Source organism: Micromonospora sp. NPDC048835, from assembly GCF_040649995.1.
Taxonomy (GTDB): domain Bacteria; phylum Actinomycetota; class Actinomycetes; order Mycobacteriales; family Micromonosporaceae; genus Micromonospora.
On sequence record NZ_JBEZGM010000005.1, the window covers coordinates 168466 to 182440 of the forward strand.

General features: G+C 72.7%; 12 protein-coding genes. 9 read left to right on the forward strand and 3 right to left on the reverse strand.

What is annotated here, in order from left to right; all coding sequences use genetic code 11:
* The first annotated feature begins 12 nt into the window (after positions 1 to 12).
* The 9 genes from AB0C15_RS08725 to AB0C15_RS08765 all read left to right on the forward strand — a co-directional run bounded on the left by AB0C15_RS08725 (position 13) and on the right by AB0C15_RS08765 (position 10481).
* Positions 13 to 1143, forward strand: coding sequence for a hypothetical protein (locus tag AB0C15_RS08725; protein ID WP_357350160.1), 1131 nt, complete (start codon positions 13 to 15; stop codon positions 1141 to 1143).
* A 43-nt stretch (positions 1144 to 1186) separates the two neighbouring features.
* Positions 1187 to 1789, forward strand: a complete 603-nt coding sequence (locus AB0C15_RS08730; RefSeq protein WP_357350162.1) for a YdeI/OmpD-associated family protein — start codon at positions 1187 to 1189, stop codon at positions 1787 to 1789.
* A gap of 85 nt (positions 1790 to 1874) precedes the next feature.
* Entirely contained in the window at positions 1875 to 2354 is a 480-nt protein-coding gene (locus tag AB0C15_RS08735; RefSeq protein ID WP_357350164.1) for a DUF2975 domain-containing protein, read from the forward strand.
* Positions 2354 to 2569, forward strand: coding sequence for a helix-turn-helix transcriptional regulator (locus AB0C15_RS08740; protein ID WP_030336216.1), 216 nt, complete (start codon positions 2354 to 2356; stop codon positions 2567 to 2569). The genes AB0C15_RS08735 and AB0C15_RS08740 overlap by 1 nt, the downstream gene beginning before the upstream one ends.
* Positions 2566 to 2730: a hypothetical protein gene (locus tag AB0C15_RS08745; RefSeq protein ID WP_357350166.1), complete on the forward strand. Its 165-nt coding sequence runs from the start codon at positions 2566 to 2568 to the stop codon at positions 2728 to 2730. Before AB0C15_RS08740 ends, AB0C15_RS08745 begins: the two co-directional genes overlap by 4 nt.
* A gap of 117 nt (positions 2731 to 2847) precedes the next feature.
* A complete protein-coding gene (locus tag AB0C15_RS08750; protein ID WP_357350168.1) occupies positions 2848 to 6042 on the forward strand; it encodes an FtsX-like permease family protein in 3195 nt (1064 codons plus the stop codon).
* Complete coding sequence (locus AB0C15_RS08755; RefSeq protein WP_357350170.1) at positions 6039 to 8747, forward strand: FtsX-like permease family protein; 2709 nt, start codon at positions 6039 to 6041, stop codon at positions 8745 to 8747. The genes AB0C15_RS08750 and AB0C15_RS08755 overlap by 4 nt, the downstream gene beginning before the upstream one ends.
* Position 8748: 1 nt before the next feature.
* Complete coding sequence (locus AB0C15_RS08760; protein ID WP_357350172.1) at positions 8749 to 9744, forward strand: ABC transporter ATP-binding protein; 996 nt, start codon at positions 8749 to 8751, stop codon at positions 9742 to 9744.
* Positions 9745 to 9755: 11 nt separating this feature from the next.
* Positions 9756 to 10481, forward strand: a complete 726-nt coding sequence (locus tag AB0C15_RS08765; protein ID WP_357350353.1) for an ABC transporter ATP-binding protein — start codon at positions 9756 to 9758, stop codon at positions 10479 to 10481.
* A gap of 235 nt (positions 10482 to 10716) precedes the next feature.
* Here AB0C15_RS08765 and AB0C15_RS08770 read toward each other — a convergent pair whose 3' ends face one another.
* From AB0C15_RS08770 to AB0C15_RS08780, 3 genes are read right to left on the reverse strand one after another with little or no spacing between them, the layout of a single operon-like run.
* Positions 10717 to 11169, reverse strand: a complete 453-nt coding sequence (locus AB0C15_RS08770; RefSeq protein WP_357350174.1) for a GNAT family N-acetyltransferase — start codon at positions 11167 to 11169, stop codon at positions 10717 to 10719.
* A 21-nt stretch (positions 11170 to 11190) separates the two neighbouring features.
* Positions 11191 to 12762, reverse strand: coding sequence for an alpha/beta hydrolase (locus AB0C15_RS08775; RefSeq protein WP_357350355.1), 1572 nt, complete (start codon positions 12760 to 12762; stop codon positions 11191 to 11193).
* 58 nt (positions 12763 to 12820) lie between these two features.
* On the reverse strand, positions 12821 to 13936 hold the full coding sequence (locus AB0C15_RS08780) for an ATP-dependent DNA ligase (protein WP_357350176.1): 1116 nt from the start codon (positions 13934 to 13936) through the stop codon (positions 12821 to 12823).
* Between the last annotated feature and the right edge of the window lie 39 nt (positions 13937 to 13975).

Genomic DNA, 13975 nt, shown 5'->3' on the forward strand with positions numbered 1-13975 from the left:
CCTCCACAGTGGATGGTGACCGACGGCCTGGCCGACCTTGCCCTTCAGCCCTATGGCCAGAGGCTGCTCGACGAGCTGCTGGGCAGCATGCCCCGGCCGACCATGGAGATCAGCGGCGGCCAGGAGATCCTGCGGAGAGCAGGGGCGGAGATCGAGACCACGCTCGTGCCCACCACGGCCTCTGGCGCGTGGCAGGTGGTCTCGGCCCGGGTCAGCCTCTGGAACGTCGACTGTGCCCTGCTGTGCGTCACCTACCAACTGCCGGACGGCATCCTCAGCGGTGACGCGGACGTGGTCGGCGAAGTAGCCCCGCCGGTGCAGCGGATGCTGCCCGCGGTGACCCGGTTTCTCCGTGCCACCCTTCCGGCGCCGGTCGGTGCGGACGAGGTGTTCGTGCTCTGGGCCAACACCACCTTCGCGGTCCAGGTCGACCCGGACTGCGATCCGGCACGGCGGCGCGCCATCGCCGAGGAGTTGACCCCGGACGGTGTGGACTGCACCCCCGACGGGGCCCGGGACGGTGTGTTGCGGGTCGGCTCACACACCACAGCGGTGGTCAGTGACTTCGGGTCCCGTCCGGCCCTGCTGATGTCGCGCCTGACCGGGGTGCACCACGTCTGCTGGGCTGCGGCGCTGCGCTACGACGCGGTGCTCTCGGCGGAGCTGTCCCAGATCGACCCGGGGCGCGCCAACGTCTCGATGAGCGCCCTCGAAGAGCAGGCCAAGCGGATCCTCAGTGGCTACCACCGCATTCGCCTGTTCCGGCTCGGGTACTCGTCGGTCGAGGCGCACCTCGACGCGGCCGGCGGCACGGTCTGGAACGCGTTGGAGCAGCAGTGGAAGTTCCGACTCGTCCTCACCACGCTTGACGAGCGCCTCGACTTCGTCCGAACGTTGCACCAGCAACTGGTCGGCCGCCTCCAGGACCGGCGGTCCCGTCTGCTCAACGAGCTGGTGCTGGCCTTCACCTTCCTCAACATCTTCGCCATCGTGCTCGCCGCGCTGACGTTCGTGGCACTGCCGAGCCTCGACGTGGGGCTCCTGGCCGCGGTGATCGGTGGGCTGATGCTGTTGCTGAACCTGGGCGCGTACCTCGTCTTCCGGCGTCAGATCAACGACCCGGGCCGGAGGTCGCGCGCCTAGACGGCCGCCGCCGGCTGTCGGACCCGGGGGATAGCCTGCCGGCATGACGAGCGCCGAGCTGGCCGAGTTGATCGTCGCGGACGCCGAGGCCCTGCGCGCGTGGCTGCTGGCCAACCATGCCACGTCGCCAGGCGTCTGGCTCGCCCTGACCAGAAAGGGCGGCACGGTCACGACGCTGACCTGGCAGCAGGCGGTCGACGAGGCGCTCTGCGTCGGCTGGATCGACGGGCAGGCACGTAAGCGGGACGACGAGTCGTCCTGGATCCGGTTCACGCCACGGCGACCCCGCAGCGTGTGGTCCCAACGCAACGTCGGTCACGTGGCCCGGCTCGAGGAGCAGGGGCGGATGCTGCCGGCGGGTCGCGCCGCGGTGGAGGCCGCGAAGGCGGACGGGCGGTGGTTGGCCGCCTACGCCCCGCCGTCGGAGGCGGAGGTGCCGGCCGACCTCCTCGCCGCCATCGCCGCCGAGCCGGCCGCCCAGGCCATGTTCGACGTGCTGACCAAGACCAACAGGTTCGCCTTCATCCACCGTCTCAATGTCGTCAAACGCGCGGAGACCCGCGAACGCAAGGTCAGCGAATTCGTGGCCATGCTGGCCCGTCACGAGACGTTCCACCCGCAGAAGGCGAGGCCGACGCTGCCGTGAGTGTCCGCACCCCGGCTGGGGCACCCGCGGACCGGCCGCCCGGCAACCGATTGACTTTCGATAGGTAACGAGCGAAACTCGATGCATGGTGACAGAGCATCGAGCGGTTGCCGCTCTCCGAGTCTTTCTCGTGGTGTTGTTCGGGGTCCTGGTCGTGTTCCAGACCCTCTCGCTGCCCGGGCAGTTCGCGTACATGGCCCAGGAGTCCCCGCAGGACGCGTACCTTCGCTGGCCGGCCACGATCGTGACGGTGTTCTGGGTGCTGTGCGTCCAGGTCGTCATCGTCGCGACCTGGAAGCTGCTCAGCCTGGTCAAGAGCGACCGCATCTTCACCGAGGCGTCCCTGAAGTGGGTGGACGCGATCGTCTGGGCCATCGCCGCCGCCTGGGTGGTGCTCGTGGGCGTCTTCCTCTTCGTGGGGTTCAACGCGGACGACCCCGGCCTGCCGCTGCTGCTGTTCCTGCTGACGGTGGGCGTCACCGTGCTGGGGCTCCTCATGGTGGTGATGCGGGCGCTGCTGCGGCAGGCCACCACGCTGCGCACCGACATGGAAGCGGTGATCTGATGCCCATCGTCGTCCGCATCGACGTGGAGTTGGCCAAGCGCAAGATGAGCGTCGGAGAGTTCGCCGAGCGCGTCGGCCTCACCCCCGCCAACGTGGCGGTGCTGAAGAACGGTCGCGCCAAGGCCGTCCGCTTCAGCACCCTCGAAGCGATGTGCCGGGTGCTCGACTGCCAGCCCGGAGACCTGCTCGAATGGGTGGAGGAGGAGACCCCGTGAGGTACGTCCTGATCATCGGCGTGATCCTCGCGGTGGCGCTCGGCATCACGGTCGTCGTGCTCGGCGGGGCCGACGACTCCCCGGGGTTGCAGCTCATCGGCGTCATGCTGGTGCTCTGCGCGGTGGTGTTCGGCATCCGCAACCGTCGAGGCCGTCACTGACCGTCTCGCTCCGTCCGACTCCCTCCGTAGTAACGATCATGTAACGGGCGCGAACCTTTCCCGGTAGGTGGCCTGTCTTGATGGTCGTCGGCCCGCCAGGGCCAGGGGAGGCGTCGGATGAAGCTGGTGTGGAGGCGGGCCCGCGAGGCGCGAGGGTTGCTGGTCGCGGCGGTGATCGCTGCCCTCGTCGCTGTCGCGTTGGTCACCGGGCTGTCCGACTACAACCGTCGGGCGGTGGACGCCGGGCAGCGCGCCCTGGTCGCCGCCTCACCCGCCGAGGAGCGCGGCCTTCTGGTCAGTGGCTCCGGTGGGCGGAACGCGGACGAGTACGTGACCCGGGACAAGGCGGTCCGAGCCGAGCTGGCCAGCGGGCTCGGCGGCGTCCCGGTCGGTGTCACCGCCGCGCGGTACGGCACCGGCCGGGAGCTGACCGGCGACCTCGGGCAGATTCCGCGTACCGGCGACGAGCCGGTCTTCGCGAATCTGGCCACGCTCGACGACCTCGCCAGCCATTCGGAGCTGACCAGCGGAGCCTGGCCCAGCCCCGGGGCGAACCCGGTCCAGGTCAGCCTGCCCGAGCGGGTCGCCGGAGCACTGGGCCTCACCGTCGGCGACCGCGTGCCGGTGCGCGACCGGGCCACCGAACGACGCGGGGAGTTGGTGCTCGCCGGCACCTGGAGGCCCCGCGACCCGACCGACGCGTACTGGCTGCTGGCACCCGGCGTGGGGGCGGGCAGCGCTGGCTCCGGCACCTCGTACGGGCCGTTCACGCTCGACCCAGCCGACTTCGCGGCCACCTTCCCGGGCTCGGTCTCGGCGTCCTGGCTGGCCCAACCGGACCTCGGCAGTGTCGACACCGCCGACCTGCCCGCCGTGCGGAAAGCCCTCACCGAGGCGGTGACGGCAGTGCCCGAGGCTGCCCAACTGGGCAGCTCCGGGCAGGCCGTGACGAAGATGGAACGGCTGCTGGACCGGATCGCCCGCGCCGACCTGGTGGGTCGCTCCTCACTGGCGACCCCGTTGCTGCTCATCGTGGTGCTCGGCGGGTACGCGCTGGTGCTCGTCGCCGCGCTGCTGCACGAGGACCGCCGACCACAGACCGCGCTGCTGCGTGCCCGCGGTGCCGCCCGTCGACAGTTGGCCGGCCTGGCAGCCCGGGAGGCGACCCTGGTGGTCGCCCCGGCGGCCGTGCTCGGTCCGCTGATCGCCGGCGAGGCCCTGCGGTACGTGCGACCGGGCGGGAGCGCCGACCTCACCACCGCCGGCGGCAACACCACACTGCTCTGGGCGGCGGCAGCGGCCACCGCCGCCGGCTGCCTCGTCGCCATGGTGCTTCCGACGCTGCGCGGCGCCGGCACGTACGTCGCCGACATGGCGGCCCGATCCCGGCCGAACCGGGCGGCGAGCGTCCAACGCGCGAGCCTCGACCTGATGCTCGTGGCACTCGCCGTGCTCGCCTGGGTGCAGCTGCGCCGGTACGCCTCCCCGCTGGCCGGCTCGGGCGGTCGGCTCGGGCTCGACCCGCTGCTGGTCGCCGCCCCCACGCTCGGCGTGCTGGCCGGTGCCGTGCTGGCGCTGCGGGTGCTCCCGCCGCTCACCCGGTTCGCCGAGCGGTTCGTCGACCGGCGGCCCTGGACCGCCACCATGTTCGGCATGTGGCAGGCCGGTCGGCGTCCGCACGCCGGCCCGGTCCTGCTGCTCGCCCTCGCCGTCGGCGGCAGCACCCTGGCCTGGTCGCTGATCAGCACCGGGGAGCGGTCCCAGGTCGAGCAGGCGAGCCACACGGTCGGCGCCGACCTGCGGGTCACCGAACGAGCCGGGGCCGCCCCGCCGACCCGGGCTGACGAACTCGCCGCGCTGCCGAGCGTGAACCGGGCGTTGCCCGCCTGGCGGGACGAGATCCGGGTCGGCCGGGAGGACCTGCCGGTGACCGTGATCGGAATCGACCCGGCCAGCGCTCCGGGAGTCGTGCGGCTCACCGACCGTCTCAGCGACGAGCCGGTGTCGGAGCAGTACCAGCGCATGCTCCGGACCCGTGGCGCCATCGGTGGAGTCGAGGTGCCGGCGGGCACCCAGGCGGTCACCGGCACCGTCCGAACGCCGGTGGCGGAGGCCACCGAGCCACACACGATCGAGGTGGCGCTGCTGTTCACCACGACCGACGGCCTCGCGTTCCGGCTGCCCGCGGCCGACGCGCCGAGCAGCGGGCAGGCCACCCGATTCAGCGTCAAGCTCCCGAACGTGGGTGGAGCGCCGCTGCGGCTGGCCGGCTTCGAAGCCGACGCCGGGCCCGCGGGCGGCATCTCGTACCCCCTCCAGGTGGACGGGCTGACACTTGTCGACGCGGCCGGCACGGCCCGGCCGGCCGAGCTGACCGGCGACTGGACGGTGACCTGGCCCGGTGGACCGCGCACGTTGGCGCGAGCGAACGGCAGCGGTCTCGTCGCCAACCGCCCCGTCGAGCTTGTCGACGAGTGGGAACGGCGGGATCAACCGTCGAGCCGGTTCGTCGTCGTGCCGGGAGTGGCGGGCGCACCTCCCCCCGCCGTCCCGGTGCTGATGACCCCCTGGGTACGGGACGCGTTGAGCCTGCGCCTCGGCGACACCGTCGAGCTGCCGCTCTCCGGGGTGACGCTGCGGGCCCACCTGGTCGGTGAACTGGACTCCGTGCCGACCACGACCGGCGAGGGCGTGCTGCTCGACCTGCCGGCCGCGGTCGACGCGCTGATCGGTGCCGGCGGGACGATCCGCCCGGTGCCGGAGTGGTGGGTCGATGCCGCCGACGCGACGGCCGCCTCCCGGGCGGCAGCCGAGCTGCCCGGCGTCACCGTGCTCAACCGGGAAGCGGTGATCACGGCAGCCGCCGAGGACCCGTACTGGCAGGGTTCGCGTACCGGAATGCTCGCCGCCGCCCTCGGTGCGGTGCTGCTGGCCCTCGTCGGCCTGATGGTCGACGTGTGGGCCACCGCCCGGCGTCGGCTCGGCGAGTTCGCGGTCCTACACACCCTCGGTGCCACACCTCGGTTGATGGCCCGGGCGCTGCTTGCCGAACAGACGTTCCTGGCCGGCGTCGGCGTGGGCGTGGGGCTGCTCCTCGGCGCGGGAGTCGGCGCGACGATGGCCCCACTCGTCGTCCTCACCCCGGCCGCCGACCGGCCGATACCCCCGGCGGCGTTCGCGCTGCCCTGGGTGCCGATCGGCCTGACCGCGGTCGGTCTGCTGTTGGCGGCGCTCGCCTTCAGCGCGTTCATCGCCGCAGGCATCCGTCAACGGGTGGCGGCGGTTCAGCTGCGAATCGGGGGAGAGCGATGAGCGTCGGGGCAGCCGTCCGGCGGGTCCGGGCGTACGGGGGGCAGTTCCTGCTGCTGGCGGTGCTGACCCTGGTGGTCACACTGCTGATCAGCGGAGTGCCCCGACTGGTCAACCGGCTCGCCGAAGAGGGGCTACGGACGCAGCTCAGCAGCGAACTGGACGCCCGCCGGGACCTCACGTACACGACGAGCCCGCAGGAGGCCACGGGGCGACGGACGGCGATGGGCGACGCCGCCGAACGGTTCGAGGCCCTGTCCGCGGAGATGCCGCCGCAGGTGCGCGCGGCGGTGACCGAGCGGTGGTACACCGTCGAGACCGCCGAGACCCGCGTGGTCGGACCGGACCTGGCGGCCCGCAACCTGCTTGTCGACCTCGGCCTGCGAGCGGTGCCCGACATCCAGAGCAACAGCACCCTCGTCGACGGGGCGTGGCCGAGCGAGACGTACGTTCCCGACCGACCGATCGAGGTGGCGCTCGACGTCGACGTGGCCCGCAAGCTCAACCTGCGCGCCGGCAGCGCACTGCGCATCGGCAGGGCCGACGACACGGGCAGGGTCGTCAACGGCGTCCCGCTCGTGGTGTCCGGGCTGTTCCGCCCCGTCGACCGTACGAACGGCATCTGGGACGGGCTGCCACAACTGCTGCAGATCATCGAACCACCCGGGGACGGCATGCCGTTCATCATGTTCGGCGTGGTCGCCCAGTCGGCCCTCAACAAGCGCGCCGTGGAGGGCTGGCCGATCCAGTCCACCTGGCGGTACCGGCTGGGCGTCGACCGGGTCGACGCACGCGAGCTGGACCACCTGATCGACGGCCTGCAGGTGATGCAGCGCACCCAGCCGGCGGGGCTAACCCTGACCCAGGGCGTCGACGTCCCGTTGCGGGCGTTCGCCGCCCAGATCGACGCCGTGCGAACCCTGCTCGCGGTGATCGCGGCCGGCGTACTGGCCACCCTGGCCGGGCTCATCGTGCTCGCGGCGAACTCCGCCATCCGACGGCGGCGGTCCGAGTTCGCGCTGCTGCGCGCCCGTGGAGGCGGGGCCACCGCCGGTGCCCGGCGGAGCCTCGCCGAGTCGGTGCTGGTGGTCCCGATCGCTGCCGTGCTGGGCTGGTGGCTGGGCACCCTGTTCCCCGGTGCCCCGGACCCGACCACGCCGTACCTCGTGGTGGCGACCGTGCTCGTCACCCTCGCGCTGCCGGTGGCGACGCTTGCCGTACCGGCCGGCGCGGCGGCGCGTCGCGACCTCGTCCGGGTACGCCCGTCGGCCCGTCGGCTCACCGCCGAGGTCTCCCTGCTGCTCCTGGCGGGGTTCGCCGCGGTGCTGCTGCGCCGGCGTGGCCTGACCCTCGGCGAGGTGGACCCACTGCTCGTCTCGGTGCCGGTGCTGCTGGCGGTCGCGGCGGCGGTGCTGGCGCTGCGGGCGTACCCCTGGCCGTTGTTGCTTGTCAGTCGGCTTGCCGCGCGGACCCGGGGCAGCGTGGCCTTCCTCGGCACGGCCCGCGCCGGCCGTGCCGCGGTGGCCGCCCCGCTGGTCGTGGTGGTGCTGGCGATCGGCACCGCGGCGTTCTGCGCGGTCGTGGCCGCCGGCGTCGACGCGAGCCGGGGGCGGGCCGCCGCGCAGATCGTGCCCGCCGACGCGGTGATCCGCGGGGAGCGCTTCGCGCCCGACACCATCGACGAGCTGGGCCGCCTGCCGGGGGTCTCGGCCGTCACACGGGTGCTCTTCGAGGCCGACGAGCGGCTGGCCGTCGACGAGATCGGCACCGACGCCCGGGCCGGGCAGACGGACGTGCTGCTGGTCGACGGCTCGGGGTGGGACAGGGTGGCCCGCGAATCCCACGTGGACGTGCCGGTGCCGGCCGCGCTGCGCACCGCCCGACCCGGCCCGGGGCCGCTGCCGGCAGTCGTCTCACCGGCGGTCGCCGCCGACCTGACGAAGGCCGGGCTGGAGGACTCCGCGTTCATCTCCGTGCAGGGCCAGCGGTACGAGTTCCGGGTGGCCGGCACCCAGGACCGCTTCCCGCTGCTCGCGGAGAACGCCCGCCGGTTCGTGATCCTGCCCTGGCAGGCCCTGCCGCAGCGAAACACCACGCCCGCGCCGACGAGCCTCCTGCTCGCCGGCGACTCGCTCGACGCGGAGGCGCTGCGGGTCGCCGGCGACCAGGGGCAGGAGCGTTACCAACAGGCCGGCGCGGTCACCGGTAAGGAACGGATGACCGGGGTCACCGTCGAGACCCGGGCGGACGTACGCCGAGGGCTTGGCGAGGGCGGCGCGAACGGGGTGCTGGCCTTCGGCTTCGTGGCCGGGGCCGTCGGCGGCACCGTGCTCGGGCTGTTGGCCATCGCGTTCACCGTGCTGGCCGGAGCGCGCGCCCGGGGTCAGGTGCTGTCCCGGCTGCGTACCCTCGGCCTGTCCCGGAGGCAGTGGCGAGGGCTGCTGCTGGTCGAGCTGACCCCGCTCGTCGCGGTGTCGGTGCTGACCGGCGCACTCGTCGGTGCGGTGTTGCCCCTGCTGCTCAACCCGGTGCTCGGCCTGTCCGCGTTCACCGGTGGTGTCCCGGTCCGGGTGGCTTTCGAACCCAGCCTGGTCGTCGCGGTGCTCGCGCTCGGGGCGGTCGCCCTCGGCTTCGCGGTCGCCGTCGAGGCCCTGAACAACCGCCGGTTGCGCCTCGGAGAGGTGCTTCGGCTCGGAGAGGAGAGCTGAGATGACCGCTACCGCCCAGACTCCACTGGTGCCTGACCTGGCCGCCCTGCAACAGCGGGCCGCACAACGCGCCGCCGAGCGGGCCGGCGGGCAGGACCGCCTGCGGGGGCACATCGTCTGCGACGGCCTGGTGCGCATCTTCAAGACCGAGGGCGTGGAGGTGGTCGCCCTACAGGGGCTCGACCTGGTCATCGACCGGGGTGAGCTGGTGGCGATCGTCGGTGCCTCCGGCTCGGGCAAGTCGACGCTGCTCAACATCCTCTCCGGCCTGGACACGCCGACCGCCGGCATCGCCCGGGTGGCCGACTACGACCTGCTCTCGCTGTCGAACAAGCGCCGGCTGAGCTACCGGCGGAAGCTTGTCGGGTTCGTCTGGCAGCAGACCGGCCGCAACCTGCTGCCGTACCTCAACGCGCTGGAGAACGTCGAGCTGCCGATGGAGTTGGCCGGCAGGCGCAGCCGCAAGGCCCGCCGGCAACGGGCGCGGGAACTGCTCGACCTGGTCGGCGTGGGCTACTGCGCCGACCGTCGGCCGGGGCAGCTCAGCGGCGGCGAGCAGCAGCGGGTCGCGGTGGCCGTGGCGGTCGCCAACGACCCCGAGGTGCTCTTCGCCGACGAGCCGACCGGCGAACTGGACGAGGCGACCGGCGCGGACGTCTTCGCGGCGCTGCGCACCATCAACGCCGAACTGGGCGTGACCATCGTGGTCGTCACCCACGACCACGCCGTGGCCACGCAGGTCCGTCGGACCGTCGCGATCCGCGACGGCCGGACCGCTTCCGAGGTACGCCGGACCGCCCGAATCGGCGCGGACGGCAACACCGAGCTGGTCAGCGAGGAGTACGCGGTGCTGGACCGCAACGGTCGGATGCAGTTGCCGGCGGCGTTCGTCGACGCGCTGTCGCTGAAGGAGCGGGTCCGGCTCGACCTGGAGCCGGACCATGTGCAGGTACGGCCCGGCGACCGGGCCTCGGACGAGCGGGGGGCACGGGCATGAGCCAGCAGAACATGGTGGTGACCGGCGCCGCCGGACTCGGCGGTGCACCCGGGGTGCGCCCCGACGAGGTGGTCCGGGTCAGTGGGGTGAGCCGCACCTTCGGTCGGGGCGAGCACGCCGTGCACGCGGTGCGGGACGTCTCGTTCAGCGCCAACCGGGGTGAGCTGGTCGCCATCCGGGGACGGTCCGGGGCCGGCAAGACCACACTGCTGAACATGATCGGCGGGCTGGACCGGCCGGACAGCGGTCAGGTGGTGGTGGCCGGGCACGAGGTGACCTCCGCCGGCGAGGCGGAACTGCTGCAACTGCGCCGTGGCACCGTCGGTTTCGTGTTCCAGACGTTCGGTCTGGTGCCGATCCTCTCCGCCGCCGAGAACGTGGGTGTGCCGCTGCGGCTGGCCCAGGTGCCGGCCGCCGAACGGGAGCAGCGGGTCGCGGTGCTGCTGGAGATGGTCGGCCTGGGCGGGCACGCCGCGCAGCGCCCGTACGAACTCTCCGGCGGCCAGCAGCAGCGCGTCGCGGTGGCCCGTGCCCTGGCCAACGAACCGGACCTGCTCATCGCCGACGAGCCCACCGGCCAGCTCGACTCGGAGACCGGCCGGTCCATCATGGACCTGCTGCGGGCGGTGGTGCACTCCCGTGGCATGACGGCTCTGGTGGCCACCCACGACCCGGCCCTGATCGATCTCGCCGACCGGGTGCTGGTCCTGCGCGACGGCCGCCTGGTCGACGGCTGACCGCTGCTCGCCCGCCGTCGGCGGGCTGGCTGTCGGCTGGCTGTCGGTGGGCCGGCTGGTTGGATGATGCTCTAACGCTTGCTTTGGAGCTGATGTCGCAAACGAATCGCCGACGGTGACTCGTTCACGACATCAGCTCCGAAGCGGTTGCGTGTCGGCCTGGACGGCGGCGGCGCGGCGGCTACGTGCAAGGCTTCGACGGCGGCTTCACACCGGCTGCGTGGTGGCCTGCCGCTCAGAGTGCGAGCTTCATGCCCTCGTGGCTGGCTACGAAGCCGAGGCCCAGGTAGAAGCGGTGCGCGTCCGCGCGGGTCTTGTCGGTGGTGAGCTGTACCAGCGCGCAGCCCCGCTGTCGGGCCTGGTCGACGGCCCAGGTCATCAGGTCCCGGCCCAGCCCCTGGCCGCGCCGGTCGGAGCGCACCCGGACCGACTCGATGAGCGACCGCTCGGCCCCGTGCCGGCCGAGGCCGGGAATGTAGGTGATCTGTAGGCAACCGACCAGTTCGCCGGCCTGTTCGGCCACGACCAGGTGGTTGCGCGGGTCCGCGTCGATGGCCGCGAACGCCCTCTCGTACGCCTCGTCGACCTCGGTGAAGTCGCGGGCCTTGCCCAGGACGTCGTCGGCGAGCAGGGCGATGACGGCGGGCAGGTCAGCCCGGACCGCCTCCCGGTAGGTCACATCGGTCATGCCGGTGAGCCTGACACGGCGTCAGCGGGGCGGACAGCGCAGGCCCTCGCGGGGGACCGTCAGGTCGATCAGGTAGGCGTCGACCGCGTTGGTGATGCAGGACGTCTGCGGGTAGGCGGTGTGCCCCTCGCCCTCCCAGGTGAGCACCCGACCGACACCCAGCATCGACGCGAGCCGCGGGGTCTGCTCGTACGGCGTCGCCGGGTCGCCGGTGGTGCCGACCACCACGATCGGCGGTGCGCCGTTCGCCTTCCCGGTCGGGTAGGGGTCACGCCCGCCCGGCCACTCGACGCAGCTCAGCATGCCGACCGCCAACGCCGGCCCGAACAGCGGGTATTTCCCGCGCCACTCGGACTGCAACTGCCGGATCTGCTGCCGGCTCGGCTTCTCCGTCTCGTCGGCGCAGTTGATGGCGAGGTTGGCGTCGAACAGGTTCGAGTAGCGCCCGTCGTCCTCCCGGCCGGCGTACGCGTCGGCCAGTCGGAACACGTCCTTCGGGTCGCCCTCGGCGAGCCTGTCGATGGCCCGGGCCAGCTCCTGCCAGCCGGACTCGGTGTAGAGCGAGGAGATGACGGCGTAGAACACCCAGCCGGCGGTGGCCTCACGGTCGTCGGCGCCGCGTACCGGAGAGACCTTTGCCTTGTCGATGGCCGAGGTGACGGCGGCGCGGGCGTCCGGGGCGATCGGGCAGCGACCGGCGTTCGCCGCGCACCAGCGGGTGAAGTTGGTGAAGGCCCGTTCGAAGCCGCGGGCCTGGCTCTCCGAGCCCTCGACCAGCCGCTGCTGCGGGTCGACCGCGCCGTCGAGCACCAGCGCCCGCACCCGCTGGGGGTAGAGCTGGGCGTAGGTGGCACCGAGCAGGGTGCCGTACGAGTAGCCCAGGTAGGTGAGCTTGTCGTCGCCCACGGCGGCGCGTACCGCGTCCATGTCGCGGGCGGCCTGTTCGGTGCCGTACAGCGGCAACTGGTCGCCGTAGCGGTCGCCGCAGCCACGCCCGATCCGCTGGCTCAGACCGACGAAGCCGTCGAATGCCGACTGGCTCGCCGGGTCCGGGTCGAAGCCGAAGCTGGCGTCCAGGTCGGCGTCGGAGATGCACTTCACCGGGCTGGACCGGGACACCCCTCGGGGGTCGAACCCGACGATGTCGAAGCGGTCGGTGATCGAGCTGGGCAGCCCGCCGAACTGCTGGCCGAAGGAGAGGTAGACGGCGGTGTCGACGCCGGAGCCGCCCGGCCCGCCCGGGTTGATGACCAGTGAGCCCAACCGGTCGCGCTGCTTCGTCGAGCGGGCGCGCAGCAGGGCGATCTCGAAGGTCTGCCCGGCGCCCGGGCCGGCGCTCGCCCCGTTGCCGGTGCCCCAGTCACGGGGCACCTGAATCCGGGTGCACTCGTAGCGCATGTTCGGTGCGCTCCGCCCGACCAACTCGTCGGGCACCTCCGGGCAGGGCCGCCAGGTCGGTGCGCTGCCGGCCGGGGCGGCCGGGCCCTCCGCCTCGGTGCGCGGCGCGAACGCCGGCAGTGTGCAACCGGCGGTGAGCAGCGCGGCGACACCGAAGGCCGCGAGCGTGCGACGGACCCGGCGGCTTGTCGACATCCGAGGCTGGTCGGCGGTGCGGGTCACGTGGTCCTCCGGGATCGGGTCGACGGCCAGGCTACGCCGAGCCGGTGACGGCTCGGTCCACGGTGGCCGTCGGGTCGCCGCGCAGCACCTGGTCGACGTCGAAGCGGATCGGTCGGTCGAGCTGGTCGTAGCGGCAGGACCGGGGGTCGCGGTCCGGGCGCCACCGGACGAACTGGGCGGTGTGCCGGAACCGCTCGCCCTCCATCGCGTCGTAGCCCACCTCGACCACCAGCTCCGGGCGCACCGGCTCCCACTCCAGGTTCTTCGTGCCGGTCCACCGGCTCACCCCGCCCGGGATGCGTTGGCCGCGCTCGTGGTCGCCGTGCACCCACGGGTGCTCACCGGCGATGTCCCGATAGGGGGCCAGCTCGTCGAGCAACTCGGCGCGGCGGGCCATGCTGAACGACGCGCTCACGCCCACGTGGTGCAGGACCCCGGCGTCGTCGTAGAGGCCGAGCAGCAGCGAGCCCACCACCGGGCCGGACTTGTGCCAGCGGAAACCGGCCACCACCGCGTCCGCGGTGCGGGCGTGCTTGACCTTGAACATCAGTCGCTTGCCCGGCTCGTACGGCAGGTCTGCCGGCTTGACGATCAGACCGTCCAGCCCGGCGCCCTCGAAGACGTCGAACCAGCGCCGCGCGGTGTCCGGGTCGGTGGTGACCTGGGTGACGTGCACCGGCGGGCGCACCCCGGCCAGGGCCTCGACCAGCCGCTCCCGGCGGCGCGGGTAGGGCTGGTCGAGCAGGGCCTCGTCACCGATCGCCAGCAGGTCGAACGCGACGAAGTCGGCCGGGGTGGTCTCGGCCAGCATCTTGACCCGGGACGCGGCCGGGTGGACGCGCTGGGCCAGCAGCTCGAAGTCCAGCCGGGGCTGGCCGCTCGGCCCGTCGCGCCGGATCACGATCAGCTCGCCGTCGACGGCGCACCGCGGCGGCAACTGCCGGCGGGCCTGCTCGACCACCTCGGGGAAGTAGCGGGTCATCGACTTGCCGCCCCGGCTGGCCAGCTCGACCTCGTCGCCGTCGCGGAACACGATGCACCGGAACCCGTCCCACTTGGGCTCGTAGGTCACCCCGGGTGTGGTGGGCAGTTTGGGAACGCTCTTGGCCAGCATCGGCTCGACCGGCGGGTTGATCGGCAGGTCCACGCCGACAAGTCAATCAGACGGCACCGACAGCCGTGAGCC

Bases quoted from the DNA above. Each gene is read 5' to 3' on its own strand.
- AB0C15_RS08725 (WP_357350160.1), top strand. From the start codon at position 13: ATGGTGACCGACGGCCTGGCCGACCTTGCCCTTCAGCCCTATGGCCAG.
- AB0C15_RS08730 (WP_357350162.1), top strand. From the start codon at position 1,187: ATGACGAGCGCCGAGCTGGCCGAGTTGATCGTCGCGGACGCCGAGGCC.
- AB0C15_RS08735 (WP_357350164.1), top strand. From the start codon at position 1,875: ATGGTGACAGAGCATCGAGCGGTTGCCGCTCTCCGAGTCTTTCTCGTG.
- AB0C15_RS08740 (WP_030336216.1), top strand. From the start codon at position 2,354: ATGCCCATCGTCGTCCGCATCGACGTGGAGTTGGCCAAGCGCAAGATG.
- AB0C15_RS08750 (WP_357350168.1), top strand. From the start codon at position 2,848: ATGAAGCTGGTGTGGAGGCGGGCCCGCGAGGCGCGAGGGTTGCTGGTC.
- AB0C15_RS08755 (WP_357350170.1), top strand. From the start codon at position 6,039: ATGAGCGTCGGGGCAGCCGTCCGGCGGGTCCGGGCGTACGGGGGGCAG.
- AB0C15_RS08760 (WP_357350172.1), top strand. From the start codon at position 8,749: ATGACCGCTACCGCCCAGACTCCACTGGTGCCTGACCTGGCCGCCCTG.
- AB0C15_RS08765 (WP_357350353.1), top strand. From the start codon at position 9,756: ATGGTGGTGACCGGCGCCGCCGGACTCGGCGGTGCACCCGGGGTGCGC.
- AB0C15_RS08770 (WP_357350174.1), bottom strand. From the start codon at position 11,169: ATGACCGATGTGACCTACCGGGAGGCGGTCCGGGCTGACCTGCCCGCC.
- AB0C15_RS08775 (WP_357350355.1), bottom strand. From the start codon at position 12,762: ATGTCGACAAGCCGCCGGGTCCGTCGCACGCTCGCGGCCTTCGGTGTC.